The 18851-nt window shown below is 47.5% G+C and carries 17 protein-coding genes and 1 riboswitch; of the genes, 10 read left to right on the top strand and 7 right to left on the bottom strand.

Translation table 11 applies throughout. The annotated features are described in order from the left end of the window. Positions 1-37: 37 nt before the first annotated feature. The 7 genes from QP938_09900 (at position 38) to QP938_09870 (ending at position 7479) form a co-directional block, all read left to right on the top strand. The gene (locus QP938_09900) at positions 38-1882 is read left to right on the top strand and encodes a histidine kinase (GenBank protein WIO73605.1); all 1845 of its coding nucleotides are present in this window, start codon (positions 38-40) and stop codon (positions 1880-1882) included. Positions 1883-2351: 469 nt separating this feature from the next. Further along, the gene (locus tag QP938_09895) at positions 2352-3416 is read left to right on the top strand and encodes a hypothetical protein (GenBank protein WIO73604.1); all 1065 of its coding nucleotides are present in this window, start codon (positions 2352-2354) and stop codon (positions 3414-3416) included. A gap of 489 nt (positions 3417-3905) precedes the next feature. Continuing rightward, positions 3906-4310 (top strand): hypothetical protein, encoded by a 405-nt coding sequence (locus tag QP938_09890; GenBank protein WIO73603.1) that lies wholly within the window; start codon positions 3906-3908, stop codon positions 4308-4310. A gap of 38 nt (positions 4311-4348) precedes the next feature. Beyond that, positions 4349-4705: a hypothetical protein gene (locus QP938_09885; protein WIO73602.1), complete on the top strand. Its 357-nt coding sequence runs from the start codon at positions 4349-4351 to the stop codon at positions 4703-4705. Between the two features lie 102 nt (positions 4706-4807). Further along, a complete protein-coding gene (locus QP938_09880) occupies positions 4808-5302 on the top strand; it encodes a hypothetical protein (protein ID WIO73601.1) in 495 nt (164 codons plus the stop codon). 591 nt (positions 5303-5893) lie between these two features. Next, positions 5894-6979 carry a hypothetical protein gene (locus QP938_09875; GenBank protein ID WIO73600.1) on the top strand — a complete coding sequence of 362 codons (1086 nt, stop codon included), beginning with the start codon at positions 5894-5896 and terminating at the stop codon, positions 6977-6979. A gap of 89 nt (positions 6980-7068) precedes the next feature. Then, the gene (locus tag QP938_09870; GenBank protein WIO73599.1) at positions 7069-7479 is read left to right on the top strand and encodes a VOC family protein; all 411 of its coding nucleotides are present in this window, start codon (positions 7069-7071) and stop codon (positions 7477-7479) included. A gap of 132 nt (positions 7480-7611) precedes the next feature. Here the strand turns inward: QP938_09870 and QP938_09865 are convergent, their stop codons facing one another. After that, a complete protein-coding gene (locus QP938_09865; protein ID WIO73598.1) occupies positions 7612-9225 on the bottom strand; it encodes an MFS transporter in 1614 nt (537 codons plus the stop codon). A gap of 305 nt (positions 9226-9530) precedes the next feature. On the opposite strand from QP938_09865, the gene narL reads away from it, so the two are divergent. Next, a complete protein-coding gene (gene narL, locus QP938_09860; GenBank protein ID WIO73597.1) occupies positions 9531-10184 on the top strand; it encodes a two-component system response regulator NarL in 654 nt (217 codons plus the stop codon). Beyond that, positions 10184-11428: a molybdopterin molybdotransferase MoeA gene (moeA, locus tag QP938_09855; protein ID WIO73596.1), complete on the top strand. Its 1245-nt coding sequence runs from the start codon at positions 10184-10186 to the stop codon at positions 11426-11428. Before narL ends, moeA begins: the two co-directional genes overlap by 1 nt. Before the next feature lie 291 nt (positions 11429-11719). Here moeA and moaE read toward each other — a convergent pair whose 3' ends face one another. From moaE to QP938_09825, 6 genes are all read right to left on the bottom strand, one after another. Next, positions 11720-12166, bottom strand: a complete 447-nt coding sequence (moaE, locus tag QP938_09850; protein ID WIO73595.1) for a molybdopterin synthase catalytic subunit MoaE — start codon at positions 12164-12166, stop codon at positions 11720-11722. A gap of 2 nt (positions 12167-12168) precedes the next feature. Further along, positions 12169-12417, bottom strand: coding sequence for a MoaD/ThiS family protein (locus QP938_09845; protein ID WIO73594.1), 249 nt, complete (start codon positions 12415-12417; stop codon positions 12169-12171). A gap of 9 nt (positions 12418-12426) precedes the next feature. Further along, positions 12427-12978, bottom strand: coding sequence for a molybdenum cofactor biosynthesis protein B (moaB, locus tag QP938_09840; protein ID WIO73593.1), 552 nt, complete (start codon positions 12976-12978; stop codon positions 12427-12429). 19 nt (positions 12979-12997) lie between these two features. Beyond that, entirely contained in the window at positions 12998-13972 is a 975-nt protein-coding gene (gene moaA / locus QP938_09835) for a GTP 3',8-cyclase MoaA (GenBank protein WIO73592.1), read from the bottom strand. Next, positions 13963-14112, bottom strand: a riboswitch (molybdenum cofactor riboswitch). (Overlaps the previous gene by 10 nt.) Before the next feature lie 137 nt (positions 14113-14249). Beyond that, positions 14250-15443: an alginate export family protein gene (locus QP938_09830; GenBank protein WIO73591.1), complete on the bottom strand. Its 1194-nt coding sequence runs from the start codon at positions 15441-15443 to the stop codon at positions 14250-14252. A gap of 367 nt (positions 15444-15810) precedes the next feature. Then, the gene (locus tag QP938_09825; GenBank protein WIO73590.1) at positions 15811-17079 is read right to left on the bottom strand and encodes a nitrate/nitrite transporter; all 1269 of its coding nucleotides are present in this window, start codon (positions 17077-17079) and stop codon (positions 15811-15813) included. Between the two features lie 278 nt (positions 17080-17357). Here QP938_09825 and QP938_09820 point away from each other — a divergent pair, with 278 nt between their 5' ends. Further along, positions 17358-18833 carry a NarK family nitrate/nitrite MFS transporter gene (locus QP938_09820; GenBank protein ID WIO73589.1) on the top strand — a complete coding sequence of 492 codons (1476 nt, stop codon included), beginning with the start codon at positions 17358-17360 and terminating at the stop codon, positions 18831-18833. The last annotated feature ends 18 nt before the right edge of the window (positions 18834-18851 follow it).

Raw genomic sequence — 18851 nt, 5'->3', positions numbered from 1 at the left:
TATACTCATAGGTTTTTAGAGGTATCTCCACAGAGACATGAAATACGATTTCCTCCACTCCACCGTTTTTAAAATCATCGCTCTGATGTTCTGTATCAGCTCTATGGCTGTCATCAGTATGTTCAGCTCGGTATTTATCAGTGACCATGCCCAGTCAGATGCGCTTGCGGTTAACGTGGCAGGCTCGCTGCGTATGCAAAGCTACAGGATGGTGGCGCATGTTCAGCAGAAAGAAGCCGGTGTGGAAAATGAAAGTGCGTCTATTGAGTCCCTGATCGAAAAATTTGAGTCGGACCTGAACGATGGTGCACTGACGTCGCAATTAATATTGGCCGATTCCTCATCGCTTAAAGAGTTACATGCGCAGGTAAAAAGCGAATGGTTAAACCGCGTTAAGCCTGCTTTTGAGCAGGGAGTCAGTACTGCAGAAAATCAGTCAGTGTTAGAGCTTATTTCGGGGTTTGTTGCTCAAATCGATAACCTGGTAACGGCTTATCAGCGACAAGCCGAGCGAAATATTGCCAGCATACGCTTGATACAAAGTGTGGCGTTGTTTGTGACTCTGCTGATGACCGCGTTTGCTATGTTTATTATCAATCGCCACATTGAAAAACCCCTTACAACATTAACGAATGTTGCCAAGCGAATCGGCCAGGGGGATTTTACCGCCGTTGCCAAAGTGGAGGGTAAAGGCGAGCTGACTGTTCTGGCAAAAACCATGAATAATATGAGCCAGTCGATTCACCGGTCGCAGTCTTACCTGGAAGAAAAAGTACGCTATAAAACGAAGGCATTACGTCAGAGCAATGCATCGCTGGAACTGTTGTTTAAAACTTCCAGCATGCTGAATCATCTGGAGCCGGGAAATTATAATTTTGATCCGATCATTACCGAGTTGGCAGAAGTGACCGGCGTAGAGGATCTGGATCTGTGTATTATGACACCGTCATGCAATAAGCCTTTTGCTCGTCTGCATACCGTGGAAAAAGAGCTTCCGGAAAAATGTGCTGTAGGGGATTGTGGCAGTTGTATCGGTCATGTGAATGCCCCGGCTCCACATGTTGGTGACCTTAAATACCCATTAAACAAATATGGCACCAACTACGGAGTGTTGGTTGTTCGTGGCCAACCCGACAGGCCAATGGAAGAGTGGCAGCATCAATTGTTTGAGTCGCTTGCGGAGCAAATTGCAACTGGCCTGCACATGATGCAACAGCAGGAGCAGGATCGCCGTATTGCCCTGATGGCAGAGCGCACCGTTATTGCCAGGGAGCTTCATGACTCTTTGGCTCAGGCGCTCTCCTACCTGAAAATTCAGGTATCACGACTGCAAAAATTGCAACAGAAAGAAAATGTTCAGGAGCAGGTTGACGAGGTGATGGGTGAGTTGCGCAATGGCCTCAACTCCGCGTATCGGGAATTGCGTGAACTGCTTACAACATTCCGCCTCAAGCTGGATGGCGATAGCCTTAAAGCAGCTTTTGAACAAACTATACAGCAGCTGAAAAGCCGCTCCGATGAATTTGAGTTTCACCTAGATTATCAGCTCGAACATGTCCCGTTCTCCCCGCAGGAAGAAATTCACATGCTGCAGATCGCTCGCGAATCAATGCAGAATGCCTTTTACCACTCCAAAGGGAAAAATATTCGAGTGTCGGTGGCTCAGGAAGGTGATCTGGTTACTCTCTCCGTATGTGATGACGGAGTCGGAATCCCTGACGACCCCAATAAACTGAACCACTACGGGCTTGCCATTATTCAGGAGCGCAGCCGCAGTTTGGGTGGGGAAGTGACCATCCAGAAAGGGGAAGAGGGGGGTACGCAAGTACACTTCCGGTTTGTGCCGGAATACACCCGGTCCCAGCAGGTGAAGATGGTTTAACAAACCGGGGAAACCCGGAAATTGCTCAACATCAAGCGCACCCATCTTTTTGGGGTAGCGCTTGTAGTGAAAGTTAATATAGTATTTGGTTCGGTACAGGTATGTTTGTTCTGTTTGCAGGCTAAAGCTCTGTGGACAGATAGCCAGATTCAGCTGATTCAGAAAGCAAACTGGTTTGACCGGCAAGGGAGTGCGTATGTCGTCCATGAATATCACGTCAATATAACTGTAATAAAAACAGTTGCACTCCAAAGCCCTCATTCTAGCAAGCAGAAATATGAAGCCGACTATACAAGGTCATTGCTTGAGCCCGTTGGTCGTTATTGGTCATAAGTACAGATAACATATTGAATATAAAGAAAAAGTAGCTCATAAAAAGAAAGTTATGAGCACAAATATACGAAGCCGTCAAAAAAAGCCACGGCTTCATAATTAACTGTTATGGATCAATCAAGATAGGAGTATAAAATTGGATACGGAAGTAATTGAAAGAGAAAGAGATAAGGCGCAATTTGCGATTGCATTACCCTGTGAGCCGGAAAACTTTAGCGACTTTATAAGTGGACTCTTAGGAAAGCCGCAAACCATATCCAAAGCATACACTGGATCTTTCGAGATTGGCCACAATGATATTGAGAGCGTATACAACCTCGTTTGTCAGCGAGTGAGACAGCAAAATCAAGCCAGCCTTATTCAGTTCACTATCAGGCTTGTTTTTGATGATAACTCAACAGTCTTATTAAACAGCTTAGAAGATTTCAAAAGTTACACTGAAGTAAGGCCTCTCATAGCTACCCAAGCTCATTTAAGCTGGTCATTTCTTGTGAAATTCCAAGATAGAGAACATCCCGAAAAGCAAGAAATTGAAATGTCCTTCGTGACAAAAGGGGCTGGTGGTATAGCAATATTTGACTCAGAAGACTCCCCAATTATACCGATATCTAGGCTTATGGGTGGCGGGCATATATCATTCCGAGTTTTCCACACAGCTAGAACGTGGGGTGCTGACATCGAATCACTGTTAAGCGGCCACTGCAAGCACATTCTTCTACCTGAAAGTAAGGTGAGGGAATTTACTCGGAAGCACTCCGGCAAAATATCTATGGGGCTCGCAATAACTTTCTTTGTTTGCTCTATTATTGCTTGCTTTTACTCAGCCGGTAAAATAAGCCAAGAGCAGATAGAGCTGTTAAAACCACTTATAAGTGATCCAGCAAAAATTGATCAAAAGCTGAATATGCTATTAGAACTTATGGCAAGTGGGTTTTGGGGTAAGTTTTTCTTTTCAGTTTTTGTGTTCACCATTTTTTCTTTGTTTTTAGCTATATTCCTTGGTGTATGGGCGGAAACCAGTGCTGACACAAAGAGGCCTAGCTATATCCTTCTAACAAAAAAATCAGAACAGCACAAAGAGAAAGCTGATAAAAAATACAGCAATAAGTGGGTGTCATTTATTGCATCAATAGTAGTAGGCGTTGCTACTGGTGTGGTAGCGAATATTATATTCACTACCTACTGGACGGTAAGCCCATAACAAAGTCAGTCAGAGGGGGGCATAAACCACCGCTTCGCTCTTGCTTTTGGCCCCTGCCGACGGCATTAAATGATTTTATGAATCCAAATCTAATTGAAATTGGCTATTTTGAAGAAAAGCGAGATACGTATTTACACCCATATTGGGTATGGATCGACACCTCTAATGATGAGGCTCCTATAGCCGTGGCTGAAGGAGTAGGATTTGGGGGAGTGGGCAGTAACTTAAAGCCGCTTGATGTCGCTTCGCCAGTGTGGCGAGAGCACTTAGTCAAGTGTGGATGCGAGAGGTTAGTGAATATAGTAGAGAAATTGCTGTCTGGCGATTCCCCTGTGACAGCAGGTGTTATCAAAAAAATGTGGTACGGAGAGTAAGCATTTAACAAGCGGCTGTAATTGCCCCTTCGGGGCAGGGGCGGCCTTTCCGCTGCTTCGCAGCTACAAGTCCGCTCCTAAGCTGGGCGTTAGGGTGCACCAGAGGGAAAGTGGCATGGAAGTGAACTTTGAAGTCATAGAAGGACCATTGGACACAAAGCCTGAAATTATTCGGCTTGACTATGATCTCCATAATCTTGTGATTCATATTGAGCCAGCCTACAGCGCTGATCCCATTGTTGTTACTTTCGATTCTTCAGTAGGCTTTCGGGTTCTTGATGAGGGCAATCTTCTGGAGTATTGGGATCACCTCAATCTTAACGATGGTTGGCTTTTTCAGATCTCATCAGGTGGCTGGTATGATCTTGAATCAACACGTAGTGGGTTCGTATCTCAGAATCACTCTGATGTGCGGGAATACTTAATCGTTGGGCTAAATGAGTGCATTAGCGTACTTTCGATGGAGCCACCAAAAGTGGTAGTCCCCGGCCCCAACAAACAAAGGCAAAGCGAAACGTAAACGAGCGCATGCTTTGGGTGTTAAGCGCTGGAGCAACAATGATGCGAAAGCTACTGTTATTTTTTGCCGTGATATTTGTGGTGGGAGCCTACATGTATGGGCCAAAACCGTTCAATAGAGAGCGGTGGGATAGCGCATCTATAGACACGCTTTCGGGGGATTGGACGCGCTTGCGTATGGCTGCTTGGGTGAAAATATTTGGTGGCCTGGATGGTCTCCGAAAGGATAAATTGGTTGCAAAGCTGGGTGAGCCTTTCGTTTATCCTGATAAGCCGAAGTGGCTTATGTATCAGTTGGGTGCAGGGCCAGGATACTTTCATTTTGACCCGTATATTATGAAGTTGGTGCTTGATGAGTCTGGTACGGTTAGCAGTATAAGGATCTATCGGTCGTGAGGAACTTAATAAGTCAAAGAACTACGTGCCTAGGGCGCCGGACAACCAAAAACGAGGCTACGCCACTGGTTGCCGGTTTTTGAGTCGTTATGAGGAACAGGGATGAACACACTATTGGACCAAGTTGAGAGTTCGGTCGAGACAGGAAGCTACTTGCTAGGGCTTTACGTTGCTTTAGCCTTGCCAGATATTTGTGGCGCGTTGGAGTCAAATAATGGTCGAGCGACTGGAAATCGATACAAAGCTTGGTTTAATAAGTGGGTCGCCCCTAAATATGAGCGGATTCTCACGGGGGATCAGTGCTATGCCTATCGATGTGGAGTGTTGCATCAAGGACGCTCGAAGCATGAAAGTCTTGGGTATTCAAAAATTATATTCCTTGAGCCAAATCCAAATATCTATATGCACAAGAATATCTTTAACGATGCCCTGAACTTGGATCTGAAAGAATTTTGCTCGGATATAGTCTCTTCGGTTAGAGAGTGGCTTCTAACGATGAATGAAAATGGAAATTATAAAAGGAATTACGAGCATTTCATGAGGCGGCATGAAAAAGGGCTGGCACCATATGTTGTGGGGGTGCCAGTAATTGGCTAAACCTCATAAAAAAGCAAAGCAGGGGGGCGCCACACTGCGTGCGCCTCAACACTGTTTGCGGCGTTATAGCATATGAGTAAGCTACGATTTTTTGCAGCAATAATCCTTGCTCCTTGGGTCGCTTTAAACTTGGGTCTTTGGCTTAGTGGTGACTTCAGGGTGGTTGGTTATTTTTCAGAGCGCTATCTTCAAAGTGTATTTTTGCTGCCATTCTATTTTTCTCTAATAGCATTGATAATCATGATTCCATCTATATTTGTTGGCATCATGAATTATTGCAATAAACATACATACCACCAGTATTCACTGTGGTTTGTATTTTCTTGCACACTAATTTTTGCGGTTGCACTTTATTGTCTTGATGGAAGTTTATGGAAATTGGCTAATGTAGTTTGGGGTTCATTTTTGTACATTTCGGTGTTTTGGGTGTTTTACAAATTTAAAATCAGCGCTAAATTAAGTAGTCAATTAAAGTAAAATCCATAGCCAGCGTATGTTAGTCGCCTCTATGGGGCTGGGACGGCCTTCGCGTTGCTCAGTCTGCCCCAGACAGGTATTAAAGATGCAAACGATCTCACATAAGGAGTCAGCGTGGGAGTTTTGAATAAAATAGACTTTGTCAGGGATGAAATAAAAAACCTCCCTGATATTGAGAAAAAGCCCTCTGGTGGAATCGCTAGTTTCAGCTCAAGAGTTGGTTACGCAATATCACTCGGCTTCAAAGAAAAAGAGATTTTCTTCTTTGGTCTACTACAGTGGGTGTCGATTGGAATTGGTTATCTCATATGGGTTCAAATGCTTGACTGGATACCAGAGGGGGTATGGCGTAGTGCCGCAGAGTCAGATAAAGGGTCAATTGCTGATTTGATTCTGTTTGCTTGGTCGTTTGTTTGTGTAGGTGTGGTCGCTTTCCCTGTAGGAATATTAACTGGGTGTATGGGGGCTACCCATTTCTTGCATAAGCAAGGTAGTGAGTCCACCGTGGCAACTTGCTTAAAGGTTGTTCTTCCGCAAAGCTGGTCTTTATGGTCATTTCACTGGATTGATGGCTGGATTACGGTAAACCAAATACTTAAGCGTCTTCCCAAAAAGAATGACAGGACAACGCCAGCCAAACGAGCTCTAAATGAAGCTTTATACTATGCATGGAAGTTAGGAATATCCGGGGTTCTGCCAAGTATAGTAACAGGTAGCAACCTAATTAAATCAGGCAAAAACTCTGTGGTTTTCGTCAAAGACAACTTTATAGAAGTAGCTAAGCTTCGGGCGGGTTATTCGGCACTTTGCTGGATAATTGGTATTGGGGCCTACGTGGGAGCTATCTTCTTATTTATGACTGTAGATATCGTACCCAAAGGTGATGAGATCTATGGCCATATCTACACCTTCTATTTTTGGGCAGCTGTGCCAATACTAATAGCAGTTGCCATAATTATGCTGTTCCTCAGACCAATCTATGTGCTGGCTCTTTGCGATTTGTACTCTGATCATCTTGATCGAAAAGGAACTGATATAACCCTTCCAGATAATCCACCAAAGAGCGTAAGTGCCATTGTGGCTTTCGGCTGTATCTGCGTGATAATCGCTGTTGTATATGTATACCGCAATGAAATAGGAATTGTGGATATGTTGTCGACACCTTATAGCCAGGAATACCAACCAAGTGAAGTGCAATAAAGCTTTAACAAATCAAAGAAGAGGGACGCAGTAAAGCTGGTCCCTTCTTGATTTGTTAAGTGAGCGAGTTGCTAATAAAGGAGATCGAAATGTTTCCAGAATTAATCGGAATTGACCATATACACGTTTATGTTAAGGACAGAGAAAAAGCCGCTGCATGGTACAAAGATGTTTTAGGTTTCGTTGTAAATAAAGAGCTTGAAGTTTGGGCCAAGGACAAGCATGGGCCGCTAACTATAGAAGATCCCGGCGGTAATATTCATCTTGCGCTTTTTTATGTTGAAAACCATACGCCATCTACAGCCATTGCTTTTAAAGCTGATGGTAAAGCTTTTTTGGAGTGGAAGTCTTATTTGGAGAAGGCGGGTATTCTGTTAAGGTGTGCTGACCATCAAATATCCTGGTCACTGTACTTCAATGATTTAGACGGCAATATGCACGAAATAACCACCTATCAATATCAGTATGTGTCGGATTCTCTTTCCGAAATTAAAACCTAATAAAAACAATCCGACGTAAAAAATGAAGTAACTACTTTCGTCGGTTTGCATGCTGTTATTCGTGGTGGGGGGGTCCCAAATAAAAAGGCGAGCCTTAAGAGGCTCGCCTTTTTAAGCAGTTAACCTCGCAAATCAAGGATTGTAAAACTCCCCATCCTTGCGCAGATAGAACCAGTAGTTAATCAAGATACAAACCGCATAGAACACTGCAAAGCCAATCAGTGCCACTTCCGGTGTCGCTGCTTTGATCTGTTCACCCAGTACTTTGGGAATGTAGAAGGCACCGTAGGCGGCGATTGCAGAGGTCCAACCCAATACCGGGCCTGCCTGCTCTTTCGGGAATACCATGGCGATGGTGCGGAAGGTGGAGCCATTACCAATGCCGGTGGCCGCAAAAAGTAACAGGAACAGCAGGAAGAAGGGCACAAAGAAGGTTTCCGGTGTTGCTGAATGATAGGCAGCGTGCATGTAGTAGGCTACCCCCAGTGCGCTGCCTACCATGACGACTGAGCAGATCTGGGTAACCAGTGCGCCGCCGAACTTATCGGAAATCCAGCCACCCACAGGGCGAATCAGCGCGCCGATAAATGGTCCCATCCAGGCGTACATCAGGGCGCTTGGGCCGTTCGGGTTAACGGTGTCGTGTGTCATTACGCCATCGACCATTACGTGGCTGTAACCAAAGATCACTTTGATCGCCAGTGGGAATGAGGCGGAAAAGCCGATAAAAGAGCCGAAGGTCATTGTATAAATAACACTCATCACCCAGGTGTGACGGTTGTTAAATATTTTGTACTGGCGGGCCAGGCTCTGGCCGATCTGGCCGGGAATTAATTTCAGCGCCACTACGGTGGCTGCTACAACCAGCACCAGAACAATCTCTTTTGCCACACCAAAACCGGAGCCATTTGCGGATTCCGGCAGCATTAACCACAAGCCTGAGGCAGCGATTACCATGCCCAGCAGTAACATGAGAGTTATCAGGCCAAAGGCAGTCAGCGGTGAACCGATATTGGGCGATACATCTTCGGTGCGGATGTTATTCATGCCGAACCAGGTGAGGAAAAACAGCGGTATCAAAAACAGCAGCCAGACAAAACCGGCATTAGCAATATAGCTATCGGTGCCAGCGGGTATTTTGCCGATAAGGGTGCCTGAGGTGTTAATCAGGGTGAGCGGATCACCGCCCAGTGCACCAAATGCGGCAAATGTCATAAACAGCGGCACCAGAATCTGCATGGTGGTTACCCCGAAGTTGCCAAGACCGGCATTCAGGCCCAGAGCCAGGCCCTGTTGTTTTTTCGGGAAAAAGAAGCTGATATTGGACATTGATGAGGCAAAGTTACCGCCACCCAAACCGGAGAGCAGGGCCAGCAGCTGGAATTGCCAGAGCGGGGTGTCCTGGCTTTGCAGTGCAAAGCCAGTTCCAATGGCCGGAATCATTAGCAACGCTGTGGTGAAGAAGATGGTATTCCGCCCACCGCACAAGCGTATAAAGAAGCTGCTGGGGATACGCAGGGTAGCGCCGGTTAAGCCAGCGATTGCCATCAGGGTAAACAATTCGGCTTTGGCGAACGGAAAACCCAGATTCAGCATCTGTACGGTGATAATTCCCCAGTACAGCCATACGGCAAAGCCACACAGCAAGCTGGGGATAGATATCCATAGATTTCTATTGGCAATTTTTTTTCCTTCGGACTTCCAGAAGTGTTCATCTTCCGGGTCCCACTTATGTAAATCTGCCATAGTGCGAACTCCAGTGTTATTAAATTGGTCACGATGCACTATCGTTCAGCACGGTAGAGCTAACAACCGCCTTCAATGGGTAGAAATAGTGATCATTATGGGGAGCATCTGGAGGTAATTTCTGTATGGGTGTTGTTCGGGAGACTGTTGGGAATGCTGAAAATATATGGCTGTAGAGCCATTTTGAGTATCGAACAACTGCTACCTACTTGTGGGTATATAGCCTACCCAGCAGTTAAAATTTTTTTTTGGAAATGAAGGCGTTATGCTAGGCCCTAAAGTAAACGACCAGACTGGAGAGCCACATGTATCAGGATCAACCTGCCACCATAATGATGGTGGACGACCATCCGCTGCTGAGAAAGGGCTTGAGACAGCTTCTGGATCTGGAAGATGAACTTACCGTTGTTGGTGAAGCCAGTTCTGGCAAAGAAGCGATTGAACTGGCGATGGAGCTGGAGCCGGACCTGATCACCATGGACCTGAATATGCAGGGGATGGATGGCCTGGAAACACTGCGCCTGATGCGGGAAAAAGGTATTGATGCCCGCATTATCATGCTGACGGTTTCCGATAACGATGAAGATGTTGTTGAGGCGATTCGCGGTGGCGCAGACGGGTACCTGCTGAAGGATATGGACCCCGAAGAGATTGTCGAGAAACTCAAGGAAGCGACATTGGGCAAGATGGTGATGAGCGCCAAATTGACCGAGATTCTGGCATCGGCGCTGAGAAGGCCGGAAAAGCCGGGCAACCAGGCACTGGCAAGCCTTACCAGCCGTGAATACGAAATCCTGAAACTGATTGCCAAGGGTATGAGTAACAAGCTGATTGCCCGTGAGCTGGATATATCTGACGGTACGGTCAAGGTACACGTTAAGCATTTCCTGAAGAAACTCAATTTACGCAGCCGCGTTGAAGCGGCGGTGTGGATGGTTAACCACCAGAAAGGGGGTTAATGATGGTCTCCTGTTGTGACGCGCCGGGTTTGATGCCGATTGAGCAGGCTTTGGAAAAAATTCAGCAGGTTATGGTTCCCGTCACCGAAACCGAGATGGTGCCCGTCCACATGCTGGCCGGGCGAATTATGGCGGAGGACGTCATTTCACTAATCGATGTTCCCGGATATGATAACTCCGCCATGGATGGATATGCCTTGCGCCACGCTGACCTGGCGTCGGTAACGGTATTTACCCAGATCGGAAAAAGTTTTGCCGGCAGCCCTTTTGATGGCCGCGTCGAAGCTGGCCAGTGCGTGCGCATAATGACCGGAGCGCAGATCCCGGAAGGGGCAGATGCTGTTGTGATGCAGGAAAATGTGCATGACGACAATGGCCAGATTTCGCTTTTAACTAGCGTTAAACTCGGCGAAGCGATTCGGCGTCGGGGTGAGGATATTGGCAAAGGGCAGGTAGTGTTGTCTAAAGGGCGCAGAATCAGCCCGGTGGATATCGGTTTACTTACCTCTGTTGGTATTTCGGAAGTTCGGGTTTTCAGGCAAATCACGGTGGCGCTTTTTTCTACCGGTGACGAACTGCGTCAACCGGGAGAGACGCTGCCAAATGGTTGTATTTACGATTCAAACCGGCCGGCACTCTATGCCCTGCTAAATGAAATGGGTGCAAAGGTGCTGGATCTCGGTGTTGTGGAAGATAATCCGGACAGTATTCGCGATGCTTTTCTGCGAGCCGACAAGGAAGCGGATGTGGTGATTACCTCCGGCGGTGTATCGGTTGGTGAAGCGGACTTTACACGCGATATCCTGGAGGAGCTGGGGGAGATAGATTTTTGGAAACTGGCGATGAAGCCAGGCAAGCCTCTGGCTTTTGGCCGCCTTCCGAACAGCTATTTCTTTGGGTTGCCGGGTAATCCGGTCTCTGCGATGGTTACCTTTCATCAGATCGCGTTGCCGAATTTACTCCGATTGGGTGGCAATGAACCTGCGCCGCGATTCAGGATTCAGGCAAGGGCTACTGCACCGTTTAAAAAACGCCCGGGAAGAACAGATTTCCAGCGTGGAATCTGGGAGAGGGATGATCAAAACGGTTTGCAGGTGTCGCCACTTTCCAATCAAAGTTCCGGCGTCCTGTCGTCTATCAGTCAGGCCAATTGTTATATTGTTCTGGAGCAAGAACGAGGATCTGTTGAAGCGGGTGAGATGGTAACTATCGAGCCTTTTGACAGCTATTTAAAGGCTAATTAGTCTCAGGTTGAGGATCGTCATCGCGAGCGAAGCGTGGCGATCCAGTGGCTTCGTAGGCTGAGATCCTTCGCTGCGCTCAGGATGACAAATTTCGCCATCATTTCCGCGAAAGCGGAAATCCATAAGTATTGAGCATTCTTTTTACAAGTGATACGTGGGGATTTGTCATCCTGAGTGCAGCGAAGGATCTCAAACTTCAATCAACAACGGAATTGTCGCCTTCGGCGCCCAACGCCCAACGCTCAAAGCCCAATGCACTTTTGTCTTCGCTGCGCTCAGAATGACAGGGAATTACCCCCAAACCGCCGCAGCGTCGTGATCAGTTTGTTTGGCCTCTACCCAGATTGCACCGGCTGCGGTGATCTCTTTTTTCCACAATGGCGCACGGGTTTTCAGGTAATCCATTAAAAACTCACAGGCTTCAAAAGCGTCATGACGGTGCTTGCTGGTAACGCCGACAAAAACTATATGCTCGCTAGCAGCCAGTTCACCAACGCGGTGGATAATTCGTATATTCCCCAGCGACCAGCGTTGGCGTGCCTTTGTGCAAATTTCCATTAAAGACTTTTCCGCCATGCCCGGGTAATGCTCGAGGCTGATGCCACTGACACTACCTGATTCGCACATGTCTCGCACCAAACCGGTAAATGTCACTATGGCACCATCGCCATCGGCACTCTCTTTCAGAGCCTGATATTCCTTGCCTACATCGAAGTCGTCTGACTGTATGCTGATCATACTTAGCCACCTGTTACCGGGGGAAAGAAAGCGATTTCATCTCCGTCATGCACGCGATGCTGGTCATTGCATAAAGTCTGGTTTACAGCGGCCAACACCGTAGTACCCGTCAGGATGCTCCACTCTTCTCCTCGACTGGCAAGTGTTTCCTTGATATCGGAGATATTGTGCTGACCTTCGTATTCCAGGCGAATATTTTCGCAACCGAGGTGCTCCCGAATCATTGCGAAGAAACTGACATTAATCATCATTGCTCTCCTTTAATCGGTTATTTGTCTGCTTTTACACAGCTCTGCATTGCTGTTTTTTAGATGCGGAACAAAATTGCAGGGACCTTGTGCCCCATCCAGTTGCGCTCGAATAATTCCATCCCAGGCTGTCCTGCACGCTCCGGTACTGCCCGGCAGGCAGAAAATAATGGTACCATTGGCTAGCCCGGCAATGGCGCGTGACTGAATTGTGGATGTGCCAATCTCTTTAAATGATAAATAGCGAAACAGTTCGCCGAAGCCTTCAACCTGTTTGTCAAAAAGTGGCAGCATGGCTTCCGGGGTTGAATCCCGGTCGGTAAAACCTGTTCCACCGGTAATCAATATGGCCTGCACTCTCGGGTCGGCGATGTGGGACGATGCCAGTGCTCGAATCTGGTAAATATCGTCTTTGATAATGTCTTTGGTCAACACGTTGTGCCCGGCCTGCCCGGCGTTGTCACGCAAATAGTCGCCGGAGGTATCGTTAGATGCGTCACGGGTATCAGAGACGGTGATCACCGCAATGTTTAACGGAACAAATTGTTTGGCTGAATGACTCATAAAAATACGCTCAGATTATTTAACCACCCAGCATTGCCAGATGTCGGGTTGCTCCGGTAAAGCCTTCGGCAAGCGAATGGCCAGCCAGTTTTCCTTGTACTAAATCACTGATTACTTCGCAGGTGGCAGCAACATCACCGGATTGCAAATAGGGGCGGATATCAAATCCCTGATCAGAGAACAGGCACAGGTGAATCTTGCCCTGGGAGGAGGTCCGCAGGCGGTTGCAGCTTTGGCAGAAATCCTTGCTGTAAGGCATGATCAAACCGATGCGTCCCTGGTAGTCCGGGTGCCGGTATTCAAGGGCGGGCCCTGCAAGCTGGTCGCGAATAATCCGTTCCCAGCCTTCTGCAACAAGTTGTAATCGAACGGCTTCGCCGGCAACGTGGTTGTCGTCATAAAATTGGGCGTTATCACCGGTTTGCATCAGCTCGATAAATCGCCAGGTTACCGGGTGGTTTCTCAGGTAGTCGAGAAAATGGCTGAACTGCTTCTGGTTGTACTGGCGCAGAAGCACGGTGTTCAGTTTGACTGCACCAATACCTGCTTGTAACGCAGCATCGACACCTTGCATGACTTTGTCGAGAAGATCCCTTCCGGTGATTGCGGCAAACATCATCGGGTCCAGGCTGTCAGCGCTGATGTTCACCGCATCCAGTCCAGCTTCCCTGTATTCAAGAACTTTACTTTTCAGGTTGTACGCATTGGTTGTCAGTGCAACCTGCTCTATACCAGCTGTGTTTTTACAAATACGGATAATATCCGACAGGTCTTTGCGCAATGTGGGCTCACCACCGGTGATACGAACCTTTTTGGTTCCCATGCTGGCAAACGCGGCAACCAGGGTTTCAATTTCTGGCAGGGTGAGATAGTCGCGTGGTTGATCGCAGTCCAAACCATCGGGCAGGCAGTAATTGCACCGGAAATTGCACAGGTCAGTCACCGACAGGCGCAAGTAGTGGAATCGGCGGCCAAATGTATCTTGTAATATCACAAATAATTCCTTTCCATAAACGGGAGGCCGATAGATTTCTCGCGTCGACCCTGGTGGCTGTTGCCACGGCTCTGTCACCATACTTTGGGCTGTTAGCAGCCTTGAGCTACAGGCGAATGAGCTCGGAGTTTCTTGGCTCAGGTTCAATTGTGAATCTTGTCGGTTGTTTTTGTTATTGGCCTGAAGGAATACCCTATTGGAGGTACAAAAAAGCCGGCCTGAGCAGGCCGGCGAAGAAGGGGATAGGTCATTCCTATAGTTATGGTGTCGACGAGCTTTAGAAAGCCATAGTCAGCATGGTCCAGAATTTTTTGGTATCTGTTGCCAGGCCATCGGCGTTGTAATCGGCGTATTTGAACTGCAGCGATACTTTTTCGGCCAGCGGGTAGGTCGCTACCAGATCCAGCTCGGTGCCGTAATCCTGATTGCCTGTCTCTGCTTGTAAATCATGCCACGTGGCTGACAGGGCCAGCTTGCCAAGTTTCCCGGAGAGTTTCAGGTACAGGTCTTCAACACCATTGGCTGGCGTGTTCAGGAATTTGTCTACAAAGCCCTGAAACTTGTGCAGAGTTGCCAGAGGTGTTGTAAAGCCCACACCGTTATCGCTACCCAGAGACTCGTATCCCAAAGCAATGTTGACTTTTCCTGCTTGCTTAGCGGCTTCGATTGCGTAGTAAACAGCGTTGTAATCTACCGGATTTTCGCCGGTTTCATTCTGCCTGGCGTAAGCCGCATGAAGTTTTGTATTTCCAAAAGTACCGTCATATGCAAGACCTACGGTGTGATTGGAGAGCGCCGCTGCACTGTCAAAATCCATATCGTAGAAATAGCCGGTAAGCTTTTGGTTATCGGCCAGCTTATAGTTGCTGTTCAGCAGGTGAATGTCGCCATGGAGGTCGCCACTGGTGCTGTCTTCGCCAAAGATACGGTTAACGTTGTAGACGTAGGCGTAATCCGCAGAAAAATCTCCGCTGGCATATTCAAAGCGATAACCATCGAACGTTTGCTCATTCTGACGCCAGCCTACACCACCTACAAAACGCTGGTCGTTATGGTTGATGCGCTGCCGACCTGCGGATAGTGTTAGCCCGTCGTTCTTATAACTGATAAATGCCTGGTTTAATTCGGTGCCAGTAGGATCAGCGACAACCGGATAGCTAGCGTTGCCATTTACCGTGCTGTTGTAGTTATCGCTGCCAGCCTCACTGACATTATCGGCTTCCAGTTTCAGACTGAAGCCTTTAAATGCTCCGCTTTGGTAAGTGAGCCGGGTACGCAGTGTTGATGCATTTGCGTCCTTAGCCATACCATCCTGATCCACAAACTCGTAGCGATATCGAAAATTCAGGTCGGTTTTACTGCCGTCTATAGCCTTTTTAAAATCTTCCTGTAATCCATTATCTGCGACTGCAGGAGCAGCCAGGCCAGCGCTTATGATTGAACCAATACAGAGTGCCAGTACGTTTTTCATAGGATGATCCTTGTTTTGATTGCTGACACCAAAATACCGCTTTTATTTTATAAAAACAGGAAACTACTCCTATTGAATCGATGCTCTCCCATCGGAGGTGGAGGTGGTACTCTTTGGGGGATGTTGGAGGTATATGGCAAGGGTATAGTAAAAATGAATACAGCGAATCATTGCTGTCACACAAGCTTGATGAACATGGATTGGGTATTGCTTGCTGTGACCGTGGCCAGCACGGTCGGTTTTTGCTCCTGCAAAACCGACATTTCCACCCTCCATGGCAGTCAGATGCTGGCCTCGAGCCCCCATGGATGGGTTGACGGCGTGTCACAGTAAGCAATACCCAATCCATGTCTGGCACGATATCTGATCAGCCTTCATTGAGAAAATTATTTTCTACAGCAAATTTTAATCGCTGCTTGTATTTCTCTCGCTTGATAGCGATATGCATTAACATCATGCAACAGGCAAGAACGCCGTATAAAAGCATAAAGCAGGCGCTGTAAACCCCGATTAAATCGACGGCGGCACCGAATAAAATGGGAAGTGTACAACCGCCAAGTGCACCCAGCATGGCGACCATACCGCCTACGCTGCCCATCTGGTTGGGGTAATAATCATTGATGATCTTGTAAACGCTGGCTCGACCAAATCCCTGTGCCAGCCCCACAACCAGCAGTAGTGCCATAAACACCCAGATATTCAGTTCGATGCTTAGTTCGACATCTTTGCTAACGCCGTGAATGGTCATGGTAGTGGGGGGATAACTCAGGAAAAACAGACACACCAGGCAAACCCAGAATACACTCCAGTTAACCGCTCGGGCACCGTAGCGGTCGGCAAACCATCCACCTGCTGCACGTGCCATGCTGGAGCTGATCACAAACAGCAGGGTCAGAGCCATAGCCTGGTTAAGCATTAATCCATAAGCATTCACAAAATACTGTGGCAACCACAATAACAGGGCCAGAAAGCTGCCGAATACAAAGTAGTAGTACAGGCCAAAACGCCAGACTTTTGCTTCCAGTAAAGAGTGGAGTTGAGTTCGAAGGGAAGGCGTTGGCTGATTGGTTTTTTGTGTGGAAGGTAATTTGGGGGCGATCCAGATAAACAGTAACAACGTTGCTAAAACAGCCAATGCATAGACCGGCCCTATGGCAGCCCAACCCCAGGTATCAATAATGTAGGGAACACAGATAAGGCTCAATGCTGCCCCCGCGTTACCGGCACCAAATACTCCCATGGCCGTGCCTTGATCGCGGCTTGTAAACCAGTCAGTGACGTAGCGAATTCCTATGGTGAATGACACACCACTTACACCGGTGAGTAGCCCCATCAGCACATAGCCCTGAAAAGTACTTACTTCGCCGAGAAAATAGAGCGGTGGCACCAGAAATAGCATCTGCCAGATAAACAACGATCGACTGGAGTAGCGCTCACACAAAATGCCCAGGGGAAGTCGCAGGATGGCTCCTGTGAACATAGGGGCAGCTAAAAGCAGTCCAAATTCAGTTGCCGAGAGGTTCAAGCTGTTTTTCAGCTCAATGCCCATTACCGCGTAAAGCGTCCAGACTGAAAAGTTCACCGCAAAGGCAATGGTTGCTATCAGTAATGCTCGATTTTCCACAGAGGGTTTCATCGTTACAGACCTTTTAGCAGGGCAATAGGATAAGACGACTATATCGATATCTGGATATACCTGCCATATCTACAAATACTCGAAAAAATTCCGAGCTGTAACCGGAGATACCTCTTAGTAGGTAGGTGGTCCAGAAAACAGGCGAGTTTCAGGTGTTTTTCGAACCTACCCATAAAGTGAGAGATAGTCGGTTTTGACAATTTTTGGCATCTAAACCCGAATATGAAAAGGTGCGAATATGGCTTCTGAAAAAAATTAACCTTGTGAGGAGCCAGCTCATGTCTAACGACAGTAAGCTCAACCTGTTTAAAATTAGCGACCCAAAGATCAAGACGCTGCACATTACATGGGTAGCATTTTTCTTGACGTTTGTAGTCTGGTTTAGCCACGCGCCTCTTATGGTATTTATCAAGGAAGCGTTTGATCTGTCATCCCAGCAGGTCAAAGCATTATTGATTCTTAATGTGGCTTTAACTATCCCTGCACGTATCGTGATAGGGATTCTGGTAGACAAATACGGGCCTCGCCATGTTTACAGTGGATTGCTGATCATTTCGGCGTTTATCTGTGTCGGTTTTGCCATGGCGACCTCTTATGAGGCACTGGCATTATTTCGATTCATGCTTGGATTTGTCGGTGCAGGTTTTGTGATTGGCATTCGAATGGTTGGCGAATGGTTCCCTGCCAAGAATGTGGGTATAGCCGAAGGAATCTATGGTGGTTGGGGTAACTTTGGCTCCGCTGCAGGTGCTATGTCACTGCCTACCCTGGCACTGCTATTTGGTGGTGATGATGGCTGGCGTTACGCTCTGGGTTTGACTGGTGTAATAGCCGGGGTATACGGACTGTTTTACTACACACAGGCTCGCAATACACCCAAGGGGTCAACTTACTTTAAACCGAAAAAATCCGGTGGGCTGGAAGTTACCAGTAAAAAAGACTTTGTTCTCTACATCCTTACCAATGTGCCAATGTATCTGGCACTCGGCGTACTGGCGTGGAAACTGTCTCCTGCGGGCGTAAACCTGTTCACTGAGCAAACGATGTATATTCTCTGGGTGGTATTAGTTGGACTGTTTTTCGTTCAAACCAACCAGATTTATAAGGTCAACCACGAAAACCTCAAACATGGTGTGCCTGAACTGGAAAAATACAAGTTCAAGCAAGTGGCGATTTTGAGTCTGGCCTATTTTGTGACCTTCGGCTCCGAGTTGGCTGTTGTATCCATGCTGCCGCTGTTTTTCCTGGAAACCTTTGATGGTCTCGACCCGGTTAAAGCTGGCTTGCTGGCATCCGGTTTCGCCTTCATGAACCTGGTTGCCAGACCAACAGGCGGTTGGTTTTCTGACAACATGGGTCGTCGTCGCAGCTTGATGACACTGATCGGTGGATTGTCTCTTGGCTACTTTATGTTGAGCCAGATAGACGGCAGCTGGTGGATTCCTGCTGCGGTTATCGCCACCATGGCCTGCTCCTTCTTTGTACAAGCAGGTGAGGGCGCTGTATTTGCCGTAGTTCCTTTGGTGAAACGGCGTATGACAGGCCAGATAGCCGGTATGGCCGGTGCTTACGGCAACGTTGGTGCGGTGACCTACCTGACAGTACTATCCTTTGTTGATTACAGTACTTTCTTCATGGTGATTGCGGTATCCGCGCTGGTTATCTTCTTTGCCTGCTGGTTATTGGAAGAGCCCAAGGGCCAAATTGCAGAGGTCGATGCCGACGGCAAGGTATTCCTGATTGATGTAACCTGATATCTGGAAAATACACGG

It is taken from the genome of Porticoccaceae bacterium LTM1, assembly GCA_030252795.1.
Taxonomy (GTDB): Bacteria; Pseudomonadota; Gammaproteobacteria; order Pseudomonadales; family Porticoccaceae; genus SCSIO-12696.
This window is presented reverse-complemented; position numbering and strand designations above follow the sequence as displayed.

Coding starts and splice junctions, on each gene's coding strand:
- QP938_09900 (WIO73605.1), top strand. CDS start 38: ATGAAATACGATTTCCTCCACTCCACCGTTTTTAAAATCATCGCTCTG.
- QP938_09890 (WIO73603.1), top strand. CDS start 3,906: ATGGAAGTGAACTTTGAAGTCATAGAAGGACCATTGGACACAAAGCCT.
- QP938_09885 (WIO73602.1), top strand. CDS start 4,349: ATGATGCGAAAGCTACTGTTATTTTTTGCCGTGATATTTGTGGTGGGA.
- QP938_09880 (WIO73601.1), top strand. CDS start 4,808: ATGAACACACTATTGGACCAAGTTGAGAGTTCGGTCGAGACAGGAAGC.
- QP938_09870 (WIO73599.1), top strand. CDS start 7,069: ATGTTTCCAGAATTAATCGGAATTGACCATATACACGTTTATGTTAAG.
- QP938_09865 (WIO73598.1), bottom strand. CDS start 9,225: ATGGCAGATTTACATAAGTGGGACCCGGAAGATGAACACTTCTGGAAG.
- narL (WIO73597.1), top strand. CDS start 9,531: ATGTATCAGGATCAACCTGCCACCATAATGATGGTGGACGACCATCCG.
- moeA (WIO73596.1), top strand. CDS start 10,184: ATGATGGTCTCCTGTTGTGACGCGCCGGGTTTGATGCCGATTGAGCAG.
- moaE (WIO73595.1), bottom strand. CDS start 12,166: ATGATCAGCATACAGTCAGACGACTTCGATGTAGGCAAGGAATATCAG.
- QP938_09845 (WIO73594.1), bottom strand. CDS start 12,417: ATGATGATTAATGTCAGTTTCTTCGCAATGATTCGGGAGCACCTCGGT.
- moaB (WIO73593.1), bottom strand. CDS start 12,978: ATGAGTCATTCAGCCAAACAATTTGTTCCGTTAAACATTGCGGTGATC.
- QP938_09830 (WIO73591.1), bottom strand. CDS start 15,443: ATGAAAAACGTACTGGCACTCTGTATTGGTTCAATCATAAGCGCTGGC.
- QP938_09825 (WIO73590.1), bottom strand. CDS start 17,079: ATGAAACCCTCTGTGGAAAATCGAGCATTACTGATAGCAACCATTGCC.
- QP938_09820 (WIO73589.1), top strand. CDS start 17,358: ATGTCTAACGACAGTAAGCTCAACCTGTTTAAAATTAGCGACCCAAAG.